The sequence below is a fragment of the uncultured Pseudoflavonifractor sp. genome, assembly GCF_944387275.1.
Taxonomy (GTDB): Bacteria; Bacillota; Clostridia; order Oscillospirales; family Oscillospiraceae; genus Pseudoflavonifractor; species Pseudoflavonifractor intestinihominis.
The window spans coordinates 67740-91089 of the sequence record NZ_CALXEG010000004.1 but is presented as its reverse complement, the minus strand read 5'-3'; the positions used below and the strand labels follow the sequence as shown (position 1 = coordinate 91089).

Here is a 23350-nt window from a genome sequence, read left to right as displayed (position 1 = left end):
GATTTTAGTTGCCGCTGACGTAGGAGTTGATCTCCTTGGCGGCCCAGGTGCCGCTGGCCATGGCCAGGCCCAGGGCGGCGCCCTCGTTGGAGTAGTAGGGGGTGGTGTACATGCTGCCTGCGTCCACGCCGGCCACATACAGACCGGGGATGGGCTCGTTGTCGGCGGTGAGAGCCCGCAGGTGGCTGTCCACCTTCACGCCGCCCAGGGTGCCCCAGGCGCTGGGCTCGTACTCAAAGACGTAGAAGGGGCCCTCGCTGACCGGGGTGAGGAACACGGGGTCCTTGTAGAACTGGGTGTCCTTGCCGGCCTCGCACATGGCGTTGTACTCGGCCACAGTCTCGGGCAGATTCTCCAGACCGGTGATCTCGGCCAGCTCCTCGATGGTGTCGGCCTTCCAGGCCCAACCCTGGTCAATGGCCTCCTGGAGCTGGGCCTCGTTCTGGTCCAGCAGCTTGCCGTCCAGGGTCATCTTGCCCACGTACCAGTTCTCGGGGCTGCCCAGGTAGCTGTAGATGCCCTCCTCGCGGCAGGCGTCAAAGTAGGCCTGGTCGATGACGGAGTAGTACAGGCCCTCCCGCAGGGTGGCCTCGCCGCCCTCGGACAGAGCCATGGTGGCGATGACCTCCTCGTTGAAGAAGCGCTCGCCCTCACGGTTGACCATCAGGCCGCCGTACACGGCGTAGCTGAAGTTCTGGTTGGCGCCGAAGCTCCAGCCGCCGCCCTTGTGGTTGGAACCGGCGAACTCGTTGGCGATGATGGACCAGTTGCGGTCCAGGGTGCCGCCGGCGTCCACCACCATATTGATGCCGGCGCCGTCGGACAGGGTGTTGCCCAGGGGGTTGACGGTCACGTTGCCGAAGTGCTCGTGGATCATGTCCTCATTGCCCAGGTAGCCGCCGGTGCACACCAGCACGGCCTTGGCCCGGACCTCTACGGTGACGCCGCCGGGCTGGCTGGCCCGCACGCCCACGGCAGCGCCGTTGTCCATGATGACCTCCTCGCCGGTGGTCTCCAGCAGGAACTGGCCGCCCAGGGACTCCACCTCTTCCTTCATGGGGGCGAAGCGGGCCTCGCCGCTCTCGTCAAAGCCGTGGCGGGCGCGGAAGCCGGCGCCGTAGTTGTCGGGCCGCAGGTACATGCCCACGCCGACTTCCACCATGGTGTTGATGGTCTCGCCGGACACGGACAGCACGTTGCGCAGCAGGGCGGCGTTGGACAGGGAGTGGCTGTAATTGTACATGTAGTTGAACAGGGTCTCCACGGAGACCTCCTGGCCCTCCTGCTCCTGGATCACGGTCTCGCAGGCGCTGGGGCCGCCGGCCACGGCGCCGTTGGACGCGCCGATGGTGGCGCCCTTCTCCAGGACGATGACCTTCAGGCCGGACTGGGCGGCCTCCACAGCGGCGTTCATGCCCGCCGCGCCGGCGCCCACGATGACCACGTCGGCCTCATAGCTGAGGGTCTCGCCGGAGCCCTCATTCTCAACAGGGGTCTGGAGGGCGGCCACGTCGCCGCCGGCCTGGGTGACGCAGTCGGCCACGGCGGTCAGGATGGCCTCGCTGGTGATGGTGGCGCCGGCCACGGTGTCAACGGCCAGGGTCTGGCCCTCCACCACGGCGGAGGGGATGCGCTCCAGGGCGGGGTCGGCGATGCCCTCGGTCTCGCTCTGCTCGGTGACGGTGACGCTCTCGATGGCGGTGTCGCTGAACACCACCTCCACGGTCACATCGCCGTTCTTGCCAGCGGCGGTGCCGGTGTAGGTGCCGGCGGTGTAGGATGCGCCGGCGGCAGGGGTGTTCTCCGGGCTGGCGGAGACGCTGGGGGAGGGGGAGCTGCTCTCTCCGGTCTGGGAGGGAGTGCAGGCGGCCAGGGACAGGACCATGGCGCCGCCCAGCAGCAGGCTGATGAGCTTTTTGGAATGCATTGCTTCTTTCTCTCCTCTTTCTTCACGAAATAATTTGTGAAGTTCTTAACAGAAGAGAGTATAAAGCTGGGTGTAACACCCAAGTCAAGAGGGGGAACGAAAAAAATTTAACAATCTCCTAACAATTTTCCGCCGACACTGGCAGGTAGATCATCCGGTAGGCGGTGCGCTGTCCCCCCTCCACAGAGGTGACGGGCACCTGGCAGACAATGTCGTCCTCCAGGGCCATGCTGTTTCCGGCCAGGAAGCGGCCCAAGGGGGCGAAGGCCTCCCGGCACACCAGAGAGGCGGCGGAGTGAGCTTCGGACAGCCGGAGACAGGGACGGGGCGGGAAATAGCGCATTTCCTCCAGCGGCCAGCCCGCCGACCGGTCCTCCCGGATGGCCAGGCCCCACTGGAATCGGAACTCCTGCCCCTGGGCGAAGGAGTTCCGGTCGATCACCAGCAGCCGCTCGCTGTAGGGCAGTTCCTCCAGCAGGCGGCGGGCCAGGGCCTTCTGCCGCTCGGTCTGATGGAACTCCTCCTGGGCGGACTGGGCCAGAAAGTAGTATCCGGGGCGCATACAGGAGACGGGAGCGGAGGGAGCGGAGACGCCCTCCAGCAGGGCGGCGTACTCCTCCACCGCCGGGATCAGCCGCTCCAGCCGGGCCAGCTCTTCCCGCAGGCCCGCGATCCGCTCTCCCAGGGCGGCGTGGAGCTGGGTCAGGGAGGCGCCGCTGAGCAGCGCGCTGGTCTGGCGGACGGAAAAGCCCATGTTCCGCAGAGTCATGGAGCTGACCACCCGGCCGCCGTCGTAGATATCGTAGTACCGGTAGCGGGACTGGGGGTCCCGGCGGGGCTCCAGCAGGCCGTGCTCCTCGTACAGCTTCAGCAGGTCGGCGGACACCCCCATCTCCTTTGCCAGACTGCTCACCTTATACTTCTTCATGCTGTCTACCTTTCCAATCTCCTGTTGCAAGCTTTTTCTGTCACAAATATTCTATCATACGGGACAGGGCGCGGACAAGATGCCTGAGGAGGAGAAAAGGCGGCGTTGGGGGGGAAACAGCGCCTTAAGGGGCGCGCTGCCGGGTGACGCCGCTGTCTGATATGCCGGTGCCCGGCGGAAGAGGGCCTGAGAGAGACGGTCAGAGCGCCAGGAACAGCCGGGCGGCGGCGAAGCCCAGAAGGGCGCAGCCGGGAAAGGTGAGCAGCCAGGCCAGAGCCATGGCCAGGACGGGACTGGGCTCTCCGCCCCGTCCCGCCCCCAGGATGGCGGCGGTCTTGACATGGGTGGTGGACACGGGCAGGCCCAGCAGGGTGCACAGCAGCAGGCACAGCCCGCCGCCCAGGTCGGCGGCCAGGCCGGTTTGGGGCGTAAGGGGCGCTGCACGGCCCAGGGCCGCCACGATCCGCTTTCCGCCCAGAGCAGTGCCCAGGGCCATGACGCCTCCGCAGAGAAGGGCCAGCCACAGGGGAAGGGGGAAGGTGTCCCAGTCCTGTCTCCCCTGGGCCAGGGCGGCCCCCAGGAGAAAGACGCCCATAAACTTCTGCCCGTCCTGGGCACCGTGGAGAAAGGCCATGGCTCCGGCGGCCAGAATCTGGCCCCGGGCCAGGCGGGCGGGCGGGATCTTTATGGGCTCCATCCACCGGGCCGCCCCCCTTCCCAGCGCGGCCCCCAGGGCCACCGACAGGACCAGCCCCGCCGTTACCCGCAGCCAGGGCCCGGAGCGCAGGTTGGACAGTCCGCCGGGCAGGGCCGCCGCCGCCCCTGACAGCCCGGCCACCAGGGCGTGGCTCTCGCTGGTGGGGATGCCGAACCGCCACGCCAGCACCGCCCAGCACACGATGGCCGTCATGGCGGCGCACAGGGCGGCCAGGGCCGTCGAGGCGCTCCGGCCAAAATCGGCGAGGGTAAAGACCGTCTCCAGGACCGCCCCGCCGGCGGCGGCCGCCCACAGGCTGCCCAGCAGGTTGCAGGCTGCCGCCAGCCATGCGGCCCGGCGGAAGGGCAGCACCCCGGACACCACCGCCGAGGCGATGGCGTTGGGCGCGTCGGTCCAGCCGTTGACTAGGATGACGGCCAGCAGCAGGAGCGCGGTGCCCGCCAGGGCGGGGCTGGCGGCGGCGTGGCGGAGAAACTCGGACAAGGACAGGGGCATGGACCCACCTCCCGGTATGCTATGGGAAAGTGTACGGCCCTGTCCGGGAAAATAGCACCTGTTTGCCGGAAGACCGAGGGAAAATTCTCCAAAACACCGCCGCATGGCGGCGCGGAGACTTGTCCATTCCTACGAAATGAAAAAAACGCTTACGAGGCGAAGAAAACTGCGCTATAATCGAAGCAATGAATGGTAGTCGCAGTGAGCGGAAGCAGCGAGACGAAAGTTTCGCTGCTTCTTTTTTTGCACTGCCGGTCAAAACAAGCCCGTATGTTATATGAGGAGGAGCAAAGCATGCCCAAAACCAAGTTTCAGAACGTGATTTTCACCATCATCATGGCCGTCATCATGGTCTATGGAATGATCGTCTACAATGTGGCCCTGAATACCGGCGGCGTCACCAACGCCACCTTTGTCATGGCCCTCCACGAGCTGCCCATCATGGCGCCCATCGCCTTTGTGCTGGAGTTCTTTGTGGTGGAGAAGCTGGCCACCCGGCTGGCCTTCAGCTTCATGCGTCCCACTGACCGCCCCCAGTTCATCACCTACGCCATCTCCGTTATGATCGTGTGCATCATGTGCCCCGTCATGAGCCTGATCGCCACCCTGCTCTTCAAGGAGCCCAGCTTCGGCACCTGGATCCACACCTTCGGCTGCAATATGCCCATGGCCATGTTCTGGCAGATGCTCTACTGCGGCCCTCTGACCCGGCTGATCTTCCGGACCCTGTTCCGCAAGCAGCTGGCCGAGGCCAAGTGATATTCCGTTAAAAGACGAAGGCCCGCGCCGTCCATGGACGGCGCGGGCCTTTGCCGCTGTATATCCGGGAAAAGAGAACTCCCGGCTTTGCCGGGGGTGGCTGACTTCAGGCGTGCTTTGTCCGTCAGGAGAAGGGGATCAGCTCCATGGCCAGGAAGCCGAAGAACCAGGCGAAGACGGCCGTGATCACCAGGCACAGGGCCAGCAGGCCGTACTGGACCAGGCGGCGGCTGACGTACTTCTCCAGGGTCTCCAGGTATTTGGAGATGACGAAGACGTTGACGGCAAAAAACACCACGAACCAAAAGCTGCGGCGGAAGGAGATGATGGCCGAGGCCAGCAGGTACTGGCTGACCATATAGCAGAAGCTCTCGATGACAACGGTGAGGACGGCGCCCAGATTTTTCTTTTCCATACTCTCTTGATACTCCAGACTTGGGCCGCATGGGCGGCTCTTTTTTTACAGCACCCGGCCCAGGTAGCGCCCGGCGCAGGCGTTGGCGGCGGCGGCCTCCTCGGCCTCGTCCACGGTGACCAGCTGGCCGTTCTGCACCACGGCCCTGCCGTTGACCACCGTGTAGTCCACCGCGCCCTTCAGGCCCACGGTGGCCAGCATGGACCTGGGGTCCAGCTGGGCGGCCACCAGCTCGATCCGGTCCAGGCTCACCAGGAACAGGTCGGCGGCCATGCCGGTGGCCAGACAGCCGATGTCGTCCCGGCCCAGCAGGGCGGCGGAGCCCCGGGTGGCCAGCTTGAGGATGTCGTACCCGGTGGGGGCCGCCTGGCTGTAGGTCAGCCGCTGGAGCAGGTAGGCCACCCGCATCTCCTCCAGCAGGTTGGAGCCGTCGTTGGAGGCGGAGCCGTCCACCGCCAGACCGGCAGGGACACCCATGTCCAGCATCTCGTGAAGGCGGCATACGCCGGAGGAGAGCTTCATGTTGGAGATGGGGCAGTGGGCCACGCCGGTGCCCGTCTCGGCCAGGAGACGGAGCTCGTCGTCGTTGAAGTGGATGCCATGGGCGTACCACACGTCGCTGCCCACCCAGCCCAGGGACTCCATGTAGGCCAGGGGGCGCATGCCGAACTTCTCCAGGGTGAACTTCTCCTCGTCCTTTGTCTCGGCCAGGTGGGTGTGGAGCCGGACCCCCAGGCTGCGGGCCAGTTTGGCGCTCTCACGCAGCAGGTCGCCGGTCACCGAGAAGGGGGAGCAGGGGGCCAGGGCCACCCGGTGCATGGCATACCGGCTGCCGTCGTGCCACACCTTCACCAGCCGCTCCGAGTCGGCCAGGATGGCGTCGATGGACTGGACCACGCTGTCGGGCGGCAGGCCGCCGTCCTTTTTGGACAGGTCCATGGAGCCCCGGGAGGCGTGGAACCGCATGCCCAGGGTGTCCGCCGCCCGGAACTGGGCGGCGATCAGGTCGCCGGCCCGGTTGGGGAACACATAGTGGTGGTCAAAGCAGGTGGTGCAGCCGTTTTTCAGCAGCTCCCCCATGCCGGTGAGGGAGGAATGGTACACCACCTCCTCGTCCAGGTTCTTCCAGACCTCATACAGCGTCACCAGCCAGGGGAACAGCTCCATCCGCTGGACCTCAGGCAGGTTGCGGGAGAAGATCTGGTACAGGTGGTGGTGGGTGTTGATGAGGCCGGGATAGACCGCCATGCGGGAGGCGTCGATGGTGGACTCAGCGTGGCACAGGTTGGGCCCGATGTACTCCACCACACCGTCCCGGATAAAGAGGTTGACCTTCTCGTAAAGGGTGTCGCGGTCGTCGCAGGAGACAATGTAGCGCGCGTTGCGGATGAGCAGAGTGGACATGGAGCGGCGCCCCCTTCCTGATGATCGATGCCGGGAGATTTTTCCTCCTACTATCATATCATGGGGCGGCGGGGAAGGCAAGCGGAGAGGGCCGGTCAGGCCAGAATCTGGGGCAGGAGCGCGGCGGTGTCCGGGTAGGAGAGGACGGCCTTGTCGATGTCCAGGCTGCGGGAGAGCTGGAGCTTCTTGCGGATGCTGCCGGCGTCGTCAAAGAGGACGAAGTGGGCGCCGGTCTTGGGGGACATGTAGGTGAAGTAGTGGGCGCACAGCTCGTTGGAGAAGAACACCGACGGGCTCAGTTCCTCCATCTTTTTGTCCAGCTCCTCCCTGGACATGGGCACGCCCTGGCCGGTGGGGGAGGGCAGGAAGAAGTCCTGCCGCACCAGCTCCACGTCCAGGGCCACCCGCCCGGCGCCGTACGCCTCCACCGCCTCGGCCAGCCGCTGGCGGAGGGAGCCGCCCGACAGGGCGGTGGGGATGAGTACCCGGGCCGTGTCGGAGCAGCGGGCGTAGGCCTCGGGGACGTACAGGGGCCAGTCCCGCTTGTGCATCAGGTCTCCCAGTTGGGAGACGATCTGTCCCAGCACCGTGAGGGGCCGGGGGTGGAAGGCGCAGATGACCCCGTCAAAGCCCCTGGCGGCGCACTCACGCATGACCTCATGGCAGAAGGGCAGAGCCTGGCCCAGGCCGTCAAAGCCCGCGTCATCGATGACCATCAGTCCGCCCCGGACCGCCACCGGCATGTTGGCCCGGAACAGGTGGGGGCCGCCGCCTATCCGGTAGGCCGTGTGGGCCAGAGGCAGCCCCAGCCGGGAGGCGGCGCGGCTGTCGGCGGGCGGAACGGTGAGAATCAGTTGGGTTTTGGAACGCATAATGGATGGTACCCCCTTGTCCATGTTTTGCCGAAATGCTATAATGCAATCTATGCGGGCATGCTAAGGCTTAGAAGCAGAACAGATGAGGTGAACGGTTTGCCTTTTTCCCTGATACCCGACCGGGTATATCCCAGCATTTACGACATCGACCCCGCCGTCCTCAAAGAGGCGGGGATCACCCTGCTCCTGGCGGATCTGGACAACACCCTGGCAAAGTACGGCCAGCCGGAGCCGGACCAGCCCCTGCGGGACTGGAAGGACAGGCTGGAGGCGGCGGGGGTGGAGCTCTACCTCCTGTCCAACAGCCGCAAGCCCACCCGGGCCAGCCATTTCGCCCAGGCGCTGGGCATCCCCTACCAGGGCCACTCGGGCAAGCCGGGTACGGCGGGCTACTTCCGGGCCATGGAGCGCATGGGCCGCAGGCCGGAGCAGACCGCCATGGTGGGGGACCAGATCTTTACCGATATCCTGGGGGCCAGGCGGTCCGGCGTGAAGGCGCTGATGGTGGAGCCCATCGAGCTGGCGGGCAACCCGGGGCGCTACCTCCGCTACGCGGTGGAGGAGCCCTTCCGGCTTCTGGGAAGACGAAACAACAGGAGAGCATTATGAGCGCAAAATTCGGACCCGCGGGCAACGCGGAATCATTTCCCTATAAATCCTCGGTGGACGCCCCCCGCTGGCTCAGCGGCCTGGGGCTGGACGCCTACGAGTACCAGTGCGGCAAGGGGGTCAACGTGGGGGAGGACACGGCCCGGAAGCTGGGCGCCGCCGCGGCGGCCAGCGGCGTAGCGCTGTCCCTCCACGCGCCCTACTTCATCAACCTGGCAAACCCCGACCCGGAGAGCCTGAAAAAGGCCACGGGCTATATCATCGCCGCCTGCCGGGCGGCGGACTGGATGGGGGCTGTCCGGGTGGTCATCCACTCCGGGGCGCTGATGAAGCGCACCCGCCGTCAGGCCCAGGACATCGCCCTGAACTCCCTGCGGGAGATCGTCTCCGCCGTGGACGGCGAGGGCTTTGGCCATATCACCCTCTGCCCCGAGACCATGGGCAAAATCAACCAGCTGGGGGACCTGGACGAGGTGCTGGAGCTGTGCACTCTGGACGAGCGGCTCACCCCCTGCATCGACTTCGGCCACCTGTACGCCCGCACCCTGGGGGAGCTGGAGGGCCATGAGGCCTGTGTCCGCATGCTGGACCGGGTGGCGGAGGTACTGGGGGAGGAGCGGGCCTCCCGCTTCCACAGCCACTTCTCCAAGATCCAGTTCACCCCCAATGGCGGCGAGAAGATGCACCTGACCTTTGATCAGGACGAGTTCGGTCCCGACCCGGAACCCCTGATGGCCGAGATCGCCCGCCGGGGCTGGAGCCCCACCTTTATCTGCGAATCGGCCGGAACACAGGCTGAGGATGCGGTGACTATGAAAAAGCTGTATCAGGCGGCGCTGTAACGCCGCCGTACGGACGGCTTCTCGATGAGAAATCAGCCGTCAACTTATAAAGAAGGAAGTAGATTACAATGAACCATCTGAAACAGATCGGGGCCAAGCTGCCCGAGTACGGAATCGACGCCATGCTGCTCTCCAGCGCCCCCGGCGAGTTCTACGGCGTGGGCTTCCACGGCGAGGGCTATGTGGTGGTGACCGCCGGCGAGTGCCGCTACTTCACCGACTCCCGCTACATCGAGGCGGCGGAGAAGACCGTCACCGGCGCGGCCATCACCATGACCGACCGGAACCGGAGCTATCCTACCCTGCTCCAGCAGGCCATCGACGATCTGGGCATCCGCAAGCTGGGCTTTGAGGACCGCTACATGACCGTGGCCCAGTACAACTACCTGAACAACGCCCTGCAGGTGGAGCTGGTGCCCGCTCAGGGCCTGGTCAACGACCTGCGGGCCGCCAAGGACCAGGAGGAGCTGGACGCCATGGTCAAGGCCCAGCGGATCGCCGAGCGGGCCTTTGACGAGATCCTCAAGTTCATCAAGCCCGGCGTCACCGAGAAGGAGATCGCCGCCAAGCTGGAGTACGATATGCTCCGCTTCGGCGCCCAGAAGATGTCCTTTGACCCCATCGTGGTGTCCGGCCCCAACGGCAGCCTGCCCCACGGCGTCCCCGGCGACAAGAAAGTGGAGAGCGGCGAGTTCATCACCATGGACTTCGGCTGCATCTACGGCGGCTACTGCTCCGACATGACCCGCACCGTGGCCCTGGGCGAGCCCACCGAGGAGATGAAGAAGGTGTACAACGTGGTGCTCCAGGCCCAGCTGGCCGGTCTGGCCGCCTCCAAGGCCGGGGTCACCGGCAAGAGCATCGACGCCGCCGCCCGCAAGGTCATTGAGGACGCCGGCTACGGCGAGTACTTCGGCCACGGCTACGGCCACAGCGTGGGCATCGAGATCCACGAGTCCCCCAACGCCAACATGCGTGACGAGACCCTCATGCCCGTGGGCGCTGCCGTGTCCGCCGAGCCGGGCATCTATCTCCCCGGCCGCTTCGGCGTGCGCATCGAGGACGTGGCCGTCATGACCGAGGACGGCTGCATCGATATCACCAAAGCGCCCAAGGAACTCATTGTTCTCTGAGTGATTTCCTTAAAATTCTGCCGGTCAGGGGGAAAAGCCCTTGCAAAAACGGGAAGAATACGGTAGAATAGCTTGATAATATGTGAACCCCCACAAGATACCAATTTTTGGAGGACGATACCCATGATTAGTGCAAGCGATTTTCGTAACGGCATGACCTTTGAAATGGACGGCCAGGTTATGCAGGTGGTCGAGTTCCAGCACGTGAAGCCCGGCAAGGGCGCGGCCTTTGTCCGCACCAAGATGAAGAACGTCATCACCGGCGGCGTCACCGAGACCTCCTTCAACCCCACCGCCAAGTTCGAGGAGGCCTTTGTGGAGCGCAAGGACATGGAGTACAGCTACAACGACGGCGATCTCTACTACTTCATGGACCCCGAGACCTATGACCTGGTGCCCATCGACGGCCACGTGCTGGGCGACAACTTCCGGTTCGTGAAGGAGAACATGACCTGCAAGATCAACTCCTACAAGGGCAAGATCTTCTCCGTGGAGCCTCCCACGTTCGTGGAGCTGGAGGTCACCGACACCGATCCCGGCTTCCGCGGCGACACCGCCACCAACGTGACCAAGCCCGCCACCCTGGAGACCGGCACGGAGATCAAGGTGCCCCTGTTCATCAACCCCGGCGACCGTATCAAGATCGACACCCGTACCGGCGAGTATCTGGAGCGCTGCAAGGCCTGAGTTCAGGCAACACCGGAGGACAGGACCGGTTTCCACACGGGTGTCGGCGGGGCCCCGCACAGCGGGGCGCGCGGCAGCGCGTACAAGCATTTTGCCTGCGGCAAAATCTTGCCGCAGGGCGGATTCACTCCGCCCGCGGAAGTGGAAAAGGGACCCCGGACAAATTCCGATTTGGCCGGGTCACCCGTACCGGCGAGTACCTGGAGCGCTGCAAGGCCTGCGTTTATCCTGACGGCAATCTGCCGTCCGGGTGAGGCATGGCGGAATATCCACTTTCGAACGGTCCCAAGAGGATGAGTGTGAAAGGAGATTAACATGACGATTTCTGAGAAGGTCGCGTACCTGAAGGGTCTGGCCGAGGGCATGAAGCTGGACACCGAGGAGTCCAAGGAGGGCAAGCTCATCAGCGTGATGATCGGCATCCTGGAAGAGGTCGGCCTGTCCATCGAGGACATGGAGGACAACATGGAGGCCATGGGCGAGGAGATCGACGCCATTTCCGACGATCTCTCCGACGTGGAGAAGGTTGTCTATGATGAGGAGGACGAGGACGAGGACGAGTGCGGCTGCGGGGACGACGACTTCTTTGAGGTCAAGTGCCCCACCTGCGGCGAGGACCTGGTCATCGACGAGGACGTGCTGGAGGCCGGCACCGTGGAGTGCCCCCACTGCAAGGGCAAGTTCGTCATCGACATGGGCGACTGTGAGGACGACGACTGCGGCTGCGGCTGTGGCTGCGACCATGACCACGACCACGACGGCGAGGAATAAGCAAGCGATAAAAGCCCGGAGCGTTTCGCTCCGGGCTTTTTTGCATGGAAAGGACAAAAAATAGCGGGGCCTGCCTTTGCGGCAGGTCCCGCTGTGGTTTATTTGCTGAAGTCGTAGCCCAGGTCGGGGCGGACGGTCAGGTCGATGATGTCCTGGGCGTCATAGAACTGGAGGTAGCGGCTGCGGGCCCAGCGGAGGGTGGTTCCGTCGGGGTGGAGCCGGTCGCAGATGACGGCGGAGATGTCTTTTTTAATGTAGGAGAAGGCGTTGATGCCCACGCTGGCAAAGATGCGGAAGCCCTGGCTCTGGAGATACTGGAATTTGGCGCCGGTGTTGTGCCAGTCGTCGCCGTCGGGGCGGGCGCCGTGGGGGTAGAAGAGGATGTTGGTGGGACCCACCAGGCTGCCCACCTCCTCGGCCCAGCGGACCGTGTCCCGCTGGACCCAGGCCAGGTCTACCTTATCGGAGCCCAGATTGATGTGGCCCCAGGTGTGGGAGCCGAAGGTCCAGCCGGTCTCCTTCAGCCGCGCGATGATGGGCTTCACCGCCTCGATCTCGGCGGCGCGCTTGGCGTCAAAGGCGGGCCGGGCCGGGTCGTCCGCCGCGATGTCGATGTCGTTCTGGGTGCGGTAGCCCAGGATGCCCTCGTAGCCGGTGAGGGAGTAGATGGCCTTGGCGCCGTTGAGGGAGAAGTCGGGGTGCTCCAGGACGAAGTTGTCCAGGATGGGGGTGGCGTCCAGGTCCTGGGTCAGGAAGGTCTCGCCGGTGTAGGGGTCGGTGCACTCGGCCCAGATCTGGCCGTCGTCCCCCAGCACCAGCTTGGAGGTGAAGCCCTCCTCCAGCATGTACTCGTAGTAGTTCACGTCGTCAAAGGAGATGATGAGGGGCTTCTTGCCCTCGGGCAGCATCAGGGTGTTGCGCTGCATCCGGCTCACGCCGTTCTCGTCGGTGACCTCGCTCCACACATCCCCCATGTTCACCAGGATGTATCCCTTGTCGTAGACGCTCTGGATGATCTTCTTGAACTCGTCCACCGTCACCATCCAGTCGTCCAGGCCGTTGCGCTGGGACTCCGGGATGGAGGCGTCATGGAATGCGAACTGGGGATAGGCGATGAGGGGGTGGAAGAACAGGTGCTCCACCGGCTGGTCGGGGCCCCAGGCCTGGGTGAGCTGGTCCTCGCTCCAGTAGTTGCGCACCGCGTCATAGGGGTCCACTTCAGGCTCGGGGGTAGGGGTGGGCGTGGGGGTAGCGGCGGGCTGCTCCTCATTCTGGGAAGGGGCGGGGGTTTGGGACTGGCCGCCGTCGCCAGTGGATTTACAGGCGGCCAGGGGCAGCATCAGGGCCAGAGCAAGCCCCAACGCGAGAAGGCGGTTGATTTTTGTTCTCATGGAAAGCGTTCCTCCTGCAAGATGATTCTCTATTTGTTGTGCCTTGCCAGTAACCACTATGATACGACAAAAAATCCGAAAAGTAGATAACAAAGGGGTTACAAATCCTTAAATTTTTTTTCAGATTTTCCGGCGTATGCTGTCAGGTGTTGGATAGACGGAGGAGTGGGGGAAAAAGTTTTGACCGGAGTAAAAAAGTCGAATTTTTTTGAAACAGGCGGGCGGATGGTTTTTCTAGTTGCAAAGTAGGTCACTTTCTGGTAAAATACAGAGGATTGGTTCCTCGCACCTGCCGGCAGCGCAGGAGTATTTCCATAGGAGATGGATAAATGGATAGCAGAGAAAAGCTGGAAAGGCAGCGGCTGAAGGCAGAGAAGCAGCGTCAGGAGGACATCGCGCTTACCAAAGTTCTCTACTGGATCGTGGGAGCGGTGGTTCTGGAGTTCCTGCTGCTGATGACGCAGAAATATTTCATCAACTTCACGGTGGATGAGTTCGGGATCAACCTGGCGGTGGCCATCGCCTCCGCCATCAAGGTCGTCACCTTCGCGGGCATCATCGCAGGCGTTGCGGTCCTGGTGCTGGCCCGGGCCCGATGGAAAAAGGGAAAGCAGGGCGTCTTCTTCTGGGCCGTGGGCCTGTTCCTGATCCTGCTGGGCGTCTACAGCGCCCTTGTGTGGCAGTTCAACGCCACCGGCGTGGAGTTTCTGATTTTCGCCAACGTAGTGTTTGCGGTGCTGGCCTTTGTATACTACATCTATCAGACCGAGTTCTTTGCCGTGGCCGTGACCTGCGCGGCCGGAATGCTGGGCATCTACATCCGGTTTGCCGGCAGCAGCGGAATCCGGACCTATGTGGCCCTGGGGCTGATGGTGGTGGTGCTGGTGGTCGTGGCCGCCGTGGCCGCCGCCGCCCAGCACGGCGAGGGAGCCCTGACGCTGAAGGACAAGAAGATCGAGCTCCTGCCCAAGACCGCCAACTACATCCTGATCTACGTCAGCTGCGCGCTGATGGCGGTGGTCCTGATCGCCTCCCTGATCATCGGCACCGGCGTGGGCGAGATGGTCTACTATGCAGTCCCCACTGCCTGGGTGCTGATCATGGCCGTCTACTACACCGTAAAGCTCATGTAATCACGTAAACAGAAGGCCCGGCAGCAAATGCTGCCGGGCCTTCTTCTGCGGGCAGACGCCCGCTTTTTGTTTTTAAGCCGCGTCGATGGGGGCCATGTACTTTTCCCGATAGGAGGAGAACAGCTCGTCAAAGCTCTGGCTGGAGCCGTGGTGGAGCTGATGGAGATAGGCGTGGGTGTCGGTGAGGACCAGGTCGTTCTTGGGGGCGGTGCGGCGGAGGATCTGAAGGGCCACGTTGGAGCAGTGGTCGGACACGCGCTCCAGGTTGATGAGCAGCTCCAGGAACTGGGTGCCCTGCTCAATGGTGCACGCACCAGTCTTGAACCGCTCGATGTGGCGGTTTTTCAGCTCGTCCCGCAGCAGGTCCACCACCTCTTCCAGGGGTTCCACCTGGAAGGCCAGCTCCCGGGAGCGGTTGGTGTAGCACTCCAGGGTCTTGTCCAGGGCCTCGTCCACCGCGTCGGTGAGGGAGGCGAGCTCCCGCTGGGCGGGCTCCGTGAAGGTGATGCCACGGTCGTGGAGTACGGCGGCGCTCTCCGAGATATTGACGGAGTAGTCGCCCATCCGCTCGAAGTCGGAGAGGGTGTGGAGCAGCTCGGACACCTGGGTACTCTCCGCCGCCGACAGGGAGTGGTTGGACAGGCGGACCAGGTAGTTGTCCAGGGCGCCCTCCAGCTTGTCCAGGGTGTCCTCGTTCTCCCGCATCAGCTCCACCTTTTTGGGGTCGTACTGGCTCAGCAGCGCCACGGAGATGCGGTAATTGTCCCGGGCCAGGGTACCCATGTGGACCACCGCGTCGTGGGCCCGCTCCAGGGCCACGGCGGGGGTGGCCAGGAAACGCTCGTCCAGCATGGTGAAGGCGCGGCTCTCGTCGCCGGGGACGGTGCGCTCCACCAGGCGGACCAGCTGCTTGTGGAAGGGCAGCAGGAGCACGGTGCAGCCGATGTTGAAGAAGGTGTGGAAGGAGGCGATGTCGCCCATGTTCATGACCGAGGACCAGAAGGGCAGGCCGCCGGCAGGGGTGGCCGCCAGCTGGGCCCCGTAGATGGCCGTCAGGAACACCAGGGTGCCGATCACGTTGAAGTAGAGGTGGAGCATGGCGGTGCGCCTGGCGTTGCGGCTGGCGCCGATGGAGGAGATCAGGGTGGTGATGCAGGTGCCGATGTTCTGCCCCATGATGATGGGGAAGGCAATGTTGAAGGTGATGACGCCGGTGGAGGTGAGGGCCTGCAGGATGCCCACAGAGGCGGTGGAGCTCTGGAGGAGGGCGGTGACCAGGGCGCCCACCAGAATGCCCAGCAGGGGGTTGGAGAAGGCCACAAACAGGTTGCGGAACTCAGGCACGTCCTGGAGCGGGGCCACGGCGGCGGTCATGGTGTGCATGCTGATGAACAGCAGACCCAGACCCAGCAGCAGCTGCCCCACGATCCGCTTCTTGCCGCTCTTGATGAACATGTAGAGCACAATGCCCACCACCGCCATAATGGGGCCGAAATACTCCGGACGCATCATGGAGAGCAGCAGGTTGTCCGAGGAGATGTCCCCCAGACGGAGGATCTGGGCGGTGATGGTGGTGCCGATGTTGGCGCCCATGATGATGCCCACGGTCTGCTCCAGCTTCATGATGCCCGAGTTGACGAAGCCCACGCACATGATGGTGGTGGCGGCCGAACTGTGGACCAGGCCGGTGACCAGGGCGCCGATGAGGACGCTCATGAACAGGTTGTTGGTCAGTCGTTCCAGGATGGATTCCAGACGGCCGCTGGACAGCTTCTCCAGGCCGCTGGTCATGGTGGTCATGCCGAAGAGGAAGGTTGCGATGGCGCCCAAAAGAGAGATCACATCATAAATACTCACAGTTCGCCTCCAGATATTATGATAGATGGATCAGAGCATCGCGGCGGAAAAAGCCCCGCGCCGGTCAGCGCGGAAACAATCCCAAGATACATTATAAACCCCAGTAATTAGTTCGTAAACGACAAAAGTAAAGTTTTTTTCGCATATTTTAGCGGAAAATGGGAAATATAAGAATAAAAAGTAAATATATTGAAGAAACAGAAAAAGCGGAAGAAAAAGAAGACAAAATAATTTGAGCCAATTTTGAATCCATATCACAATAAATGTCTGGATTTAGAAATAAAAATCAGTATAAAGCGGCGGAACAGACTGCGGGAGAAAAATCCGTGAAAAAAAGATGAAAATAAGGGTTGACATTTGGGGATGGCTTTAGTATAATAACCTTCGTCGCGAACGAGAGATAAACAAAGCGGCCAACAGGGGAGCATAGCTCAGCTGGGAGAGCGCATGCCTTACAAGCATGATGTCACAGGTTCGAGCCCTGTTGTTCCCACCATTCGTTTCTATGGCGCGGTAGTTCAGTTGGTTAGAACGCCGGCCTGTCACGCCGGAGGTCGAGGGTTCAAGTCCCTTCCGCGTCGCCATTTGCCTCTGTAGCTCAGTTGGTAGAGCAGGGGACTGAAAATCCCCGTGTCGTTGGTTCGATTCCGACCGGAGGCACCAAATCTCTCTGAACTGCATAGTGTGGTTCAGAGAGATACCCCCGCGGGTGTAGCTCATCTGGTAGAGCGCCACCTTGCCAAGGTGGAGGTAGCGAGTTCGAGCCTCGTCACCCGCTCCAGAAACAGAGGATAACAGGAGCAAGTTATTTGCTCCTGTTATCTGTAATCGGCGCCATAGCCAAGTGGTAAGGCAGAGGTCTGCAAAACCTTTACCCCCAGTTCGAGTCTGGGTGGCGCCTCCAAAATCCCGACTGCTTTTGCAGTCGGGATTTTTCCTTATATATCGTTACCGGTGTTGGACCGGAAGAGAAAACAGATGTGCAAGCTGTGGAGGGGAGCACAATGGCAGAGCTGATCGAAATCACCAGCCTGGACCTGCCCGAGCTGGAGGTCTTTACCCGGCTGACGGAGGCCCAGCTGCGCAACCGGCTGGAGCCGGAGAAGGGGATCTTTATCGCTGAGAGCCCCAAGGTCATCGCCCGGGCGCTGGAGGCCGGATACCAGCCCCTGTCCCTGCTGATGGAGCGCAAGCACCTGGCAGGCCAGGGCAGGGAGATCATGGAGCGCTGCGGGGATATCCCGGTGTACACCGGGGACAACGACCTTCTGGCCGCCCTGACCGGCTACCAGGTGAACCGGGGCATCCTGTGCGCCATGCGCCGCCCTGTGCTGCCCACGGTAGAGGAGCTGTGCGCCGGGGCCCGCCGGGTGGCCGTGCTGGAGGGCATTGTGGACTCCACCAACGTAGGGGCCATCTTCCGCTCCGCCGCGGCGCTGCACATGGACGCCGTGCTGGTCACCCCCACCTGCTGCGACCCGCTGTACCGCCGTGCGGTGCGGGTGAGCATGGGCACCGTGTTCCAGATCCCCTGGACCCGCATCGGGGACAGCCCCGCCGACTGGCCGGAGAAGGGCCTCTCCCGGCTCAACGCCCTGGGCTTCAAGACTGCAGCCATGGCCCTGAGCGACGACTCGGTGTCCATCGACGACCCGGCCCTGATGGCGGAGGACAAGCTGGCCATCGTGCTGGGCACAGAGGGGGACGGCCTGTCCCGGTCCACCATCGCCCACTGTGACTACACCGTGCGCATCCCCATGTCCCACGGGGTGGACTCCCTGAACGTGGCGGCCGCCAGCGCCGTGGCCTTCTGGCAGCTGAGGGTGCGGGAATAATAGAAGATAAGATAAGAAAGAACGCCCCGGCCGCATCTGCGGCCGGGGCGTTTTTGCTCAGTTGGATTGTTTACCGGTGGATGCCGCGGTTCTGGTCGCCGGTGGGGTTGGCGCCGAAGACATAGTCCTTGCCGGGGAGGATGGCGTTGAGGATGATGCCGGCCAGGGCGGCGATGGCCAGGCCGGTGAGGGTGATGGAGGTGCCCGCCACCACGAAGGTGATGCCGTCGGAGAAGCCCAGGCCGCACACCAGGATGACGGCGGCGATGATCAGGTTGCGGGACTTGGTGAAGTCCACCTGGTTCTCCACGATGTTGCGCACGCCGATGGCGGAGATCATGCCGTAGAGGATGAAGGAGATGCCGCCGATGATGGAGGCGGGCAGGGAGCCGATGACATCGGCCACCTTGGGGATGAAGCTGAGGACGATGGCAAAGCAGGCGGCGATGCGGATGACCCGGGGGTCGTAGACCTTGGACAGCTCCAGAACGCCGGTGTTCTCACCGTAGGTGGTGTTGGCGGGGCCGCCGAACATGCCGGCCAGGGCGGTGGCGATGCCGTCGCCCACCAGGGTGCGGTGGAGACCGGGGTCCTCAATGAACTGCTCGCCCACGGTGGCGGAGATGGCGGACATGTCGCCGATGTGCTCCATCATGGTGGCGATGGCGATGGGGGCCATGACCAGGATGGCGGTCAGGTCAAAGCTGGCCAGATGGAAGGGGGGAAGGCCCAGGATGGAGGCGCTGGCCACCTCGGTGAAGTCCAGGATGGCGCTGCCGTCCGGGTTGGTCATGCCGCTCATGTGCATGATGAGGGCCACGATGTAGGCGCCCACCACGCCCAGCAGGATGGGGATGATCTTCACCATGCCCTTGCCCCAGATGTTGCACACCACGATGATGGCCAGAGCGATGAGGGCCAGGGGCCAGTTGGTGGAGGCGTTGGAGATGGCGCTGGGGGCCAGGGACAGGCCGATGCACACGATGATGGGGCCGGTGACCACGGGGGGCAGGAAGCGCATGACCTTCTTCACGCCGGCCAGCTTGATGATGAGGGCCAGGATCAGGTAGAGCAGTCCGGCGATAACGATGCCGCCGCAGGCCCGCGCCAGCTTGTCGGTGGCGGACATGGTAGCGTAGGCGCCGGTGTCCAGCTTGCTCACCATCTCAAAGCCGCCCAGGAAGGCGAAGGAGGAGCCCAGAAAGGCGGGGACCTTCAGCTTGGCGCACAGGTGGAAGAAGAGGGTGCCGATTCCGGCGAAGAACAGGGTGGTCTGGATGCTCAGGGGCAGGCCGTACTGCTTGCTGACAATGATGGGCACCAGGATGGTGGCGCCGAACATGGCGAACATGTGCTGGAGGCCCAGGATGAGCATCTTGGGGATGCCCAGGGTCCGGGCGTCGCGGATGGGTTCTTGCTGATTCATGAGGATTCTCTCTTCTTTACGTTGCGGACACACACTGCCTGTGAGGGCAAAAAAAACAATCACCTGGGTGATTGTCAGATGAAAACGGAAAGGAAGGGGCCGTAAAGGCGATTGGCAAAGCAAGACAGCGTCATGACGGTTCCCTCCTTTCAGCATCCGGGATATCATAGCAGAACCGGCTGCCGGATGCAAGAGGGAAAGAGGACTTCTGTCGTTTTCTGACGTTTCGGCAAAAGGACGGAAAAAAGACCGGACAGGCTTGTGAGTTTAGCAGATTGACATTTTGGCCCGATTTATGTAGTATAAAATCTGAGTTTTTATCAATATGCCTGTATTCGACCTGTGGGTCCGCCAGGTAAAATTATATCGGGGAGTGAATCTTCCATGAAAAAGCCCTTCGTTACCCTGGAGCAGCTCCAGGAAATGACCAAAACCTACCCCACCCCGTTCCATCTCTACGATGAGAAGGGCATCCGGGAGAACGCCCGGAAGCTGAAGGCCGCTTTCGCCTGGAATCCGGGCTTCAAGGAGTATTTCGCCGTCAAGGCCACGCCCAACCCCACCATCCTGAAGATCCTCCATGAGGAGGGCTGCGGCACCGACTGCTCCTCCCTCACCGAGCTGATGATGGCCGACCGCTGCGGCTTCTCCGGCAGCGAGATCATGTTCTCCTCCAACGACACCCCCGCCGAGGAGTTCGTCCTGGCCGCCAAGCTGGGTGCCACCATCAACCTGGACGACTTCACCCACATCGACTTCCTCAAGGACACCATCGGCTACATCCCCGAGACCATCTCCTGCCGCTTCAATCCCGGCGGCACCTTCTCCATCGGCGCGTCCGAGGAGGGCTTCCAGGTGATGGACAACCCCGGAGAGGCCAAGTACGGCTTCACCCGGGAGCAGCTCTTTGAGGGCTTCAAGAAGCTGAAGGCCATGGGCGCCAAGCACTTCGGCATCCACGCCTTCCTGGCCTCCAACACCCTGAGCAACGAGTACTACCCCATCCTGGCGGGCATCCTGTTCCAGCTGGCCGTGGACCTGAAGAAGGAGACCGGCTGCGACATCCGCTTCATCAACCTGTCCGGCGGCGTGGGCGTGCCCTACCGCCCCGAGCAGCCCGCCAACGACATCGCCGCCATCGGCGAGGGGGTACGCAAGCAGTACGAGGCCATCCTCACCCCCGCCGGCATGGGGGATGTGGCCATCTTCACCGAGCTGGGCCGGTTCATGCTGGCCCCCTACGGCCACCTGGTGACCAAGGCCACCCACTTCAAGCACACCTACAAGGAGTACGTGGGCGTGGACGCCTGCGCCGCCAACCTGATGCGCCCCGCCATGTACGGCGCCTATCACCACATCACCGTCATGGGCAAGGAGAACGCCCCCTGCGACCACAAGTACGACGTCACCGGCTCCCTGTGCGAGAACAACGACAAGTTCGCCGTGGACCGGATGCTGCCTGAGATCGACCTGGGCGACCTGCTGGTCATCCACGACACCGGCGCCCACGGCTTCTCCATGGGCTACAACTACAACGGCCGCCTGCGCTCCGCCGAGGTGCTGCTGAAGGAGGACGGCTCCACCGAGCTGATCCGCCGCGCCGAGACCCCCGACGACTACTTCGCCACCCTGATCTGGTAAGACCAGAGGATAAAAAGCGCCTGGCTGCTCTCCCATCCGGGAGGGCGGCCAGGCGTTTTCTGTTATAGAAGGAGGAAAAATAGGGCCAGAACAGCCAGAACGCTCAGAGCGAAGAGCACCAGCTCCAGCACCAGGTCCTTTCTGCGCCGCATGTCCCGGCGGCACTCCAGCCAGACGGGCACGTAGGAACCGGAGAACATCTGGTAGAGCACAATCAGCCGCAGGACCAGGTCGATGACCGAGAGGGCCAGGGAGGCGGCGCCCAGGGAGTCGGTGGGGGCCATAGCCTCCTGGTACCGGGGCAGGATCCAGTTGCTGAAGGCGGCCAGCTGCTCAAAGCCGATGAGGCAGAACACCACCAGGGCGGCCCGGTTGCCCCGGTAGAGGGCCCACAGCACCACGGCCGAGGGCAGCAGGGAGGCCAGAGCGGAGAGAAGCGGCAGCGGCTCCTCTCCGCCGCCAGCGCGGATGAGCGGGATGAGCGCCTGGGCAAATTGGGCCACAAAAATCAGCCACAGCAGGGCCCGGAGCAGAAAACGGCCCTTTTGGGCCCGGATATCGTGCATCCACTTCACCTCATTATGTCGTCAGCCGAGGGGACGTTTTTTCCATTCTATCATAAAGACCGGGAAGCGCCAAGAGGGAACAGGACGAAAAGGCTTGCGGAGGACTGCCCGATATAATAAAATAGACCGGTATGAACACGACAGGAGGAACCCACATGAGTTACGCCGACGAGCGATTTATCCAGAACTGCAAAGACATCCTCGCCCACGGGACCTGGGACACGGACCAGGCGGTGCGCCCCCGGTGGGACGACGGCTCCCCCGCCCACACCATCAAGCTCTTCGGCGTGGTGAACCGGTACGACCTGCGGAAGGAGTTTCCCGTCCAGACCATCCGGAAGATGGCCTTTAAGAGCTCCCTGGACGAGCTGCTGTGGATCTGGCAGAAGAAGTCCAACAACATCCACGACCTGAACAGCCACATCTGGGACGCCTGGGCCGACGAGAACGGCTCCATCGGCAAGGCCTACGGCTACCAGCTGGGGGTGAAGCACGTCTACCCCGAGGGGGAGTTCGACCAGGTGGACCGGGTGCTCTACGACCTGAAGCACAACCCCGCCTCCCGGCGGATCATCACCAGCATCTACAACCACCACGACCTCCACGAGATGGCCCTCTATCCCTGCGCCTGGTCCATGACCTTCAACGTGACGGGCAGGACCCTCAACGCCATCCTCAACCAGCGCAGCCAGGACATGCTCACCGCCAACGGCTGGAACGTGATGCAGTACGCCGCCCTGGTCCACATGCTGGCCAGGGTGTCCGGCCTGGAGGCGGGGGAGCTGGTCCACGTCATCGCCGACGCTCACATCTACGACCGGCACGTGCCCATCGTGGAGGAGATCATCGCCCGCAAGCCCTACGAGGCCCCCACGCTGTGGATGGACCCGGCGGTGGACAACTTCTACGCCTTCACCCGGGACAGCCTAAAGCTGGAGGGCTACCAGTGCCACCCCCTGGACGTGAAGATCCCGGTGGCGGTGTAAGGAGGGACCCACATGCGGATTCTGGTGTCGGCCTGCCTGCTGGGCCTGATTTGCCGGTACAGCGGCGACGGCAAAGCCTTCCCGCCACTGGCGGAGCTGCTGAAGCGGGGGGATTTGCACTTTGTGCCTGTGTGCCCCGAGCAGCTGGGAGGCCTGCCTACGCCCCGTCCCCCCGCCGAGCGGGTGGGGGAGCGGGTGCTCACCCGGGACGGCGCCGACGTGACGGAGCAGTATGTCCGGGGTGCGGAGCAGGCGGAGGAGCTGGCCCGGCTGACGGGCTGCCGGTGCGCCCTGCTGAAGGCCCGCAGCCCCTCCTGCGGCAGCGGCGTCATCTACGACGGCACCTTTACCGGGCGGAAGGTCCCCGGCGACGGCGTTGCCGCCGCCCGGCTCAAGGGCGCGGGCATCCCGGTGTTTGACGAGGAGCACTGGGCGGAATTTCTGGACTTTATCAAGGAGGAAGGCTGAATGTACCTGATCGCAGCGGTGGATCAGAACTGGGCCATTGGATATCAAAATAAGCTGCTGGCCCGGATCTCCCCCGATCTGAAGCGGTTCAAAACCCTGACCCTGGGCCACCCGGTGCTGCTGGGGCGGAAGACCCTGGAGACCTTCCCCGGCGGCAAGCCCCTCCCGGGGCGGCAGAACTATATCCTGTCCACCAATCCGGACTACAAGGTGGAAAACGCCCTGGTGCTCCACAGCCTGGAGGAGGCCAAAGGGGCCTGTCCGGCGGACACCTTTGTTATCGGCGGGGCCCAGGTGTACCGGGAAGCCCTGGGCTGGTGCGACACCGCCTATATCACCAAAATCCACGCCGCCTTTGAGGCCGACGCCTGGTTCCCCGACCTGGACGCCCTGCCGGAGTGGGAGCTGGCGGAGGAGGAACCGCCGCTGGAGTCGGACGGGCTGACCTTCCACTACGCCACCTACCGGAGAAGGGGGTAAAACA

22 protein-coding genes and 5 tRNA genes are annotated in these 23350 nt (G+C 63.2%); 17 read left to right on the top strand and 10 right to left on the bottom strand.

Going from position 1 to position 23350, the window contains the following annotated elements; genetic code table 11:
- Window positions 1-4: 4 nt before the first annotated feature.
- From Q0K23_RS02225 to Q0K23_RS02215, 3 genes are all read right to left on the bottom strand, one after another.
- Window positions 5-1927, bottom strand: a complete 1923-nt coding sequence (locus Q0K23_RS02225; protein ID WP_294517347.1) for an FAD-dependent oxidoreductase — start codon at window positions 1925-1927, stop codon at window positions 5-7.
- Between the two features lie 118 nt (window positions 1928-2045).
- Window positions 2046-2855 carry a MerR family transcriptional regulator gene (locus Q0K23_RS02220; protein ID WP_294517346.1) on the bottom strand — a complete coding sequence of 270 codons (810 nt, stop codon included), beginning with the start codon at window positions 2853-2855 and terminating at the stop codon, window positions 2046-2048.
- 199 nt (window positions 2856-3054) lie between these two features.
- Window positions 3055-4068, bottom strand: coding sequence for an inorganic phosphate transporter (locus tag Q0K23_RS02215; protein WP_294517344.1), 1014 nt, complete (start codon window positions 4066-4068; stop codon window positions 3055-3057).
- Between the two features lie 294 nt (window positions 4069-4362).
- Between Q0K23_RS02215 and Q0K23_RS02210 the strand changes: the two genes are divergently transcribed.
- The gene (locus Q0K23_RS02210; protein ID WP_294517342.1) at window positions 4363-4827 is read left to right on the top strand and encodes a DUF2798 domain-containing protein; all 465 of its coding nucleotides are present in this window, start codon (window positions 4363-4365) and stop codon (window positions 4825-4827) included.
- A 124-nt stretch (window positions 4828-4951) separates the two neighbouring features.
- Here the strand turns inward: Q0K23_RS02210 and Q0K23_RS02205 are convergent, their stop codons facing one another.
- From Q0K23_RS02205 to Q0K23_RS02195, 3 genes are all read right to left on the bottom strand, one after another.
- Window positions 4952-5242, bottom strand: coding sequence for a hypothetical protein (locus tag Q0K23_RS02205; RefSeq protein ID WP_294517340.1), 291 nt, complete (start codon window positions 5240-5242; stop codon window positions 4952-4954).
- A gap of 45 nt (window positions 5243-5287) precedes the next feature.
- Window positions 5288-6646, bottom strand: a complete 1359-nt coding sequence (locus tag Q0K23_RS02200) for an 8-oxoguanine deaminase (RefSeq protein ID WP_294517338.1) — start codon at window positions 6644-6646, stop codon at window positions 5288-5290.
- Window positions 6647-6741: 95 nt separating this feature from the next.
- Window positions 6742-7518, bottom strand: coding sequence for a hypothetical protein (locus tag Q0K23_RS02195; RefSeq protein WP_294517336.1), 777 nt, complete (start codon window positions 7516-7518; stop codon window positions 6742-6744).
- A gap of 90 nt (window positions 7519-7608) precedes the next feature.
- On the opposite strand from Q0K23_RS02195, the gene Q0K23_RS02190 reads away from it, so the two are divergent.
- The 5 genes from Q0K23_RS02190 to Q0K23_RS02170 all read left to right on the top strand — a co-directional run bounded on the left by Q0K23_RS02190 (window position 7609) and on the right by Q0K23_RS02170 (window position 11563).
- A complete protein-coding gene (locus tag Q0K23_RS02190; protein WP_294517334.1) occupies window positions 7609-8130 on the top strand; it encodes a YqeG family HAD IIIA-type phosphatase in 522 nt (173 codons plus the stop codon).
- A complete protein-coding gene (locus Q0K23_RS02185) occupies window positions 8127-8972 on the top strand; it encodes a TIM barrel protein (protein WP_294517332.1) in 846 nt (281 codons plus the stop codon). The genes Q0K23_RS02190 and Q0K23_RS02185 overlap by 4 nt, the downstream gene beginning before the upstream one ends.
- 68 nt (window positions 8973-9040) lie before the next feature.
- Window positions 9041-10105 (top strand): Xaa-Pro peptidase family protein, encoded by a 1065-nt coding sequence (locus Q0K23_RS02180; RefSeq protein WP_294517329.1) that lies wholly within the window; start codon window positions 9041-9043, stop codon window positions 10103-10105.
- Between the two features lie 123 nt (window positions 10106-10228).
- Window positions 10229-10792 carry an elongation factor P gene (efp, locus tag Q0K23_RS02175; protein WP_294517327.1) on the top strand — a complete coding sequence of 188 codons (564 nt, stop codon included), beginning with the start codon at window positions 10229-10231 and terminating at the stop codon, window positions 10790-10792.
- A gap of 315 nt (window positions 10793-11107) precedes the next feature.
- Window positions 11108-11563 (top strand): CD1247 N-terminal domain-containing protein, encoded by a 456-nt coding sequence (locus Q0K23_RS02170; protein ID WP_294517325.1) that lies wholly within the window; start codon window positions 11108-11110, stop codon window positions 11561-11563.
- A 98-nt stretch (window positions 11564-11661) separates the two neighbouring features.
- Here the strand turns inward: Q0K23_RS02170 and Q0K23_RS02165 are convergent, their stop codons facing one another.
- Complete coding sequence (locus tag Q0K23_RS02165) at window positions 11662-12954, bottom strand: hydrolase (RefSeq protein WP_294517323.1); 1293 nt, start codon at window positions 12952-12954, stop codon at window positions 11662-11664.
- Between the two features lie 329 nt (window positions 12955-13283).
- On the opposite strand from Q0K23_RS02165, the gene Q0K23_RS02160 reads away from it, so the two are divergent.
- Window positions 13284-14087, top strand: a complete 804-nt coding sequence (locus tag Q0K23_RS02160; RefSeq protein WP_294517321.1) for a hypothetical protein — start codon at window positions 13284-13286, stop codon at window positions 14085-14087.
- Window positions 14088-14159: 72 nt separating this feature from the next.
- Here Q0K23_RS02160 and Q0K23_RS02155 read toward each other — a convergent pair whose 3' ends face one another.
- Window positions 14160-15944 carry a Na/Pi cotransporter family protein gene (locus Q0K23_RS02155; protein WP_294517319.1) on the bottom strand — a complete coding sequence of 595 codons (1785 nt, stop codon included), beginning with the start codon at window positions 15942-15944 and terminating at the stop codon, window positions 14160-14162.
- Window positions 15945-16364: 420 nt separating this feature from the next.
- Here Q0K23_RS02155 and Q0K23_RS02150 point away from each other — a divergent pair.
- The 6 genes from Q0K23_RS02150 (at window position 16365) to Q0K23_RS02125 (ending at window position 17779) form a co-directional block, all read left to right on the top strand.
- Window positions 16365-16440 (top strand) — tRNA-Val (locus tag Q0K23_RS02150).
- A gap of 11 nt (window positions 16441-16451) precedes the next feature.
- Window positions 16452-16528 (top strand) — tRNA-Asp (locus Q0K23_RS02145).
- 3 nt (window positions 16529-16531) lie between these two features.
- Window positions 16532-16607, top strand: a tRNA-Phe gene (locus Q0K23_RS02140).
- Window positions 16608-16649: 42 nt separating this feature from the next.
- A tRNA-Gly gene (locus Q0K23_RS02135) sits at window positions 16650-16725 on the top strand.
- Between the two features lie 49 nt (window positions 16726-16774).
- Window positions 16775-16848 (top strand) — tRNA-Cys (locus tag Q0K23_RS02130).
- A 100-nt stretch (window positions 16849-16948) separates the two neighbouring features.
- Window positions 16949-17779: an RNA methyltransferase gene (locus Q0K23_RS02125; protein WP_294517317.1), complete on the top strand. Its 831-nt coding sequence runs from the start codon at window positions 16949-16951 to the stop codon at window positions 17777-17779.
- A 70-nt stretch (window positions 17780-17849) separates the two neighbouring features.
- On the opposite strand, the gene Q0K23_RS02120 is transcribed toward Q0K23_RS02125, so the two are convergent.
- The gene (locus tag Q0K23_RS02120) at window positions 17850-19205 is read right to left on the bottom strand and encodes a uracil-xanthine permease family protein (RefSeq protein WP_294517315.1); all 1356 of its coding nucleotides are present in this window, start codon (window positions 19203-19205) and stop codon (window positions 17850-17852) included.
- A gap of 384 nt (window positions 19206-19589) precedes the next feature.
- Between Q0K23_RS02120 and Q0K23_RS02115 the strand changes: the two genes are divergently transcribed.
- Entirely contained in the window at window positions 19590-20846 is a 1257-nt protein-coding gene (locus Q0K23_RS02115; RefSeq protein ID WP_294517312.1) for a diaminopimelate decarboxylase, read from the top strand.
- A gap of 62 nt (window positions 20847-20908) precedes the next feature.
- On the opposite strand, the gene Q0K23_RS02110 is transcribed toward Q0K23_RS02115, so the two are convergent.
- Window positions 20909-21412, bottom strand: a complete 504-nt coding sequence (locus Q0K23_RS02110) for a hypothetical protein (protein WP_294517308.1) — start codon at window positions 21410-21412, stop codon at window positions 20909-20911.
- A gap of 155 nt (window positions 21413-21567) precedes the next feature.
- On the opposite strand from Q0K23_RS02110, the gene thyA reads away from it, so the two are divergent.
- The 3 genes from thyA to Q0K23_RS02095 are packed head-to-tail and all read left to right on the top strand — an operon-like array spanning window position 21568 to window position 23346.
- The gene (gene thyA / locus Q0K23_RS02105) at window positions 21568-22398 is read left to right on the top strand and encodes a thymidylate synthase (protein ID WP_294517306.1); all 831 of its coding nucleotides are present in this window, start codon (window positions 21568-21570) and stop codon (window positions 22396-22398) included.
- Window positions 22399-22410: 12 nt separating this feature from the next.
- Window positions 22411-22866 carry a DUF523 domain-containing protein gene (locus tag Q0K23_RS02100; RefSeq protein WP_294517304.1) on the top strand — a complete coding sequence of 152 codons (456 nt, stop codon included), beginning with the start codon at window positions 22411-22413 and terminating at the stop codon, window positions 22864-22866.
- Window positions 22867-23346 carry a dihydrofolate reductase gene (locus Q0K23_RS02095; protein WP_294517303.1) on the top strand — a complete coding sequence of 160 codons (480 nt, stop codon included), beginning with the start codon at window positions 22867-22869 and terminating at the stop codon, window positions 23344-23346.
- Window positions 23347-23350: the final 4 nt, after the last annotated feature.

Coding starts and splice junctions, on each gene's coding strand:
- Q0K23_RS02120 (WP_294517315.1), bottom strand. CDS start 19,205: ATGAATCAGCAAGAACCCATCCGCGACGCCCGGACCCTGGGCATCCCC.
- Q0K23_RS02100 (WP_294517304.1), top strand. CDS start 22,411: ATGCGGATTCTGGTGTCGGCCTGCCTGCTGGGCCTGATTTGCCGGTAC.
- Q0K23_RS02220 (WP_294517346.1), bottom strand. CDS start 2,855: ATGAAGAAGTATAAGGTGAGCAGTCTGGCAAAGGAGATGGGGGTGTCC.
- Q0K23_RS02195 (WP_294517336.1), bottom strand. CDS start 7,518: ATGCGTTCCAAAACCCAACTGATTCTCACCGTTCCGCCCGCCGACAGC.
- Q0K23_RS02170 (WP_294517325.1), top strand. CDS start 11,108: ATGACGATTTCTGAGAAGGTCGCGTACCTGAAGGGTCTGGCCGAGGGC.
- efp (WP_294517327.1), top strand. CDS start 10,229: ATGATTAGTGCAAGCGATTTTCGTAACGGCATGACCTTTGAAATGGAC.
- Q0K23_RS02210 (WP_294517342.1), top strand. CDS start 4,363: ATGCCCAAAACCAAGTTTCAGAACGTGATTTTCACCATCATCATGGCC.
- Q0K23_RS02200 (WP_294517338.1), bottom strand. CDS start 6,646: ATGTCCACTCTGCTCATCCGCAACGCGCGCTACATTGTCTCCTGCGAC.
- Q0K23_RS02215 (WP_294517344.1), bottom strand. CDS start 4,068: ATGCCCCTGTCCTTGTCCGAGTTTCTCCGCCACGCCGCCGCCAGCCCC.
- thyA (WP_294517306.1), top strand. CDS start 21,568: ATGAGTTACGCCGACGAGCGATTTATCCAGAACTGCAAAGACATCCTC.
- Q0K23_RS02125 (WP_294517317.1), top strand. CDS start 16,949: ATGGCAGAGCTGATCGAAATCACCAGCCTGGACCTGCCCGAGCTGGAG.
- Q0K23_RS02095 (WP_294517303.1), top strand. CDS start 22,867: ATGTACCTGATCGCAGCGGTGGATCAGAACTGGGCCATTGGATATCAA.
- Q0K23_RS02225 (WP_294517347.1), bottom strand. CDS start 1,927: ATGCATTCCAAAAAGCTCATCAGCCTGCTGCTGGGCGGCGCCATGGTC.
- Q0K23_RS02185 (WP_294517332.1), top strand. CDS start 8,127: ATGAGCGCAAAATTCGGACCCGCGGGCAACGCGGAATCATTTCCCTAT.
- Q0K23_RS02110 (WP_294517308.1), bottom strand. CDS start 21,412: ATGCACGATATCCGGGCCCAAAAGGGCCGTTTTCTGCTCCGGGCCCTG.
- Q0K23_RS02160 (WP_294517321.1), top strand. CDS start 13,284: ATGGATAGCAGAGAAAAGCTGGAAAGGCAGCGGCTGAAGGCAGAGAAG.
- Q0K23_RS02115 (WP_294517312.1), top strand. CDS start 19,590: ATGAAAAAGCCCTTCGTTACCCTGGAGCAGCTCCAGGAAATGACCAAA.
- Q0K23_RS02205 (WP_294517340.1), bottom strand. CDS start 5,242: ATGGAAAAGAAAAATCTGGGCGCCGTCCTCACCGTTGTCATCGAGAGC.
- Q0K23_RS02180 (WP_294517329.1), top strand. CDS start 9,041: ATGAACCATCTGAAACAGATCGGGGCCAAGCTGCCCGAGTACGGAATC.
- Q0K23_RS02165 (WP_294517323.1), bottom strand. CDS start 12,954: ATGAGAACAAAAATCAACCGCCTTCTCGCGTTGGGGCTTGCTCTGGCC.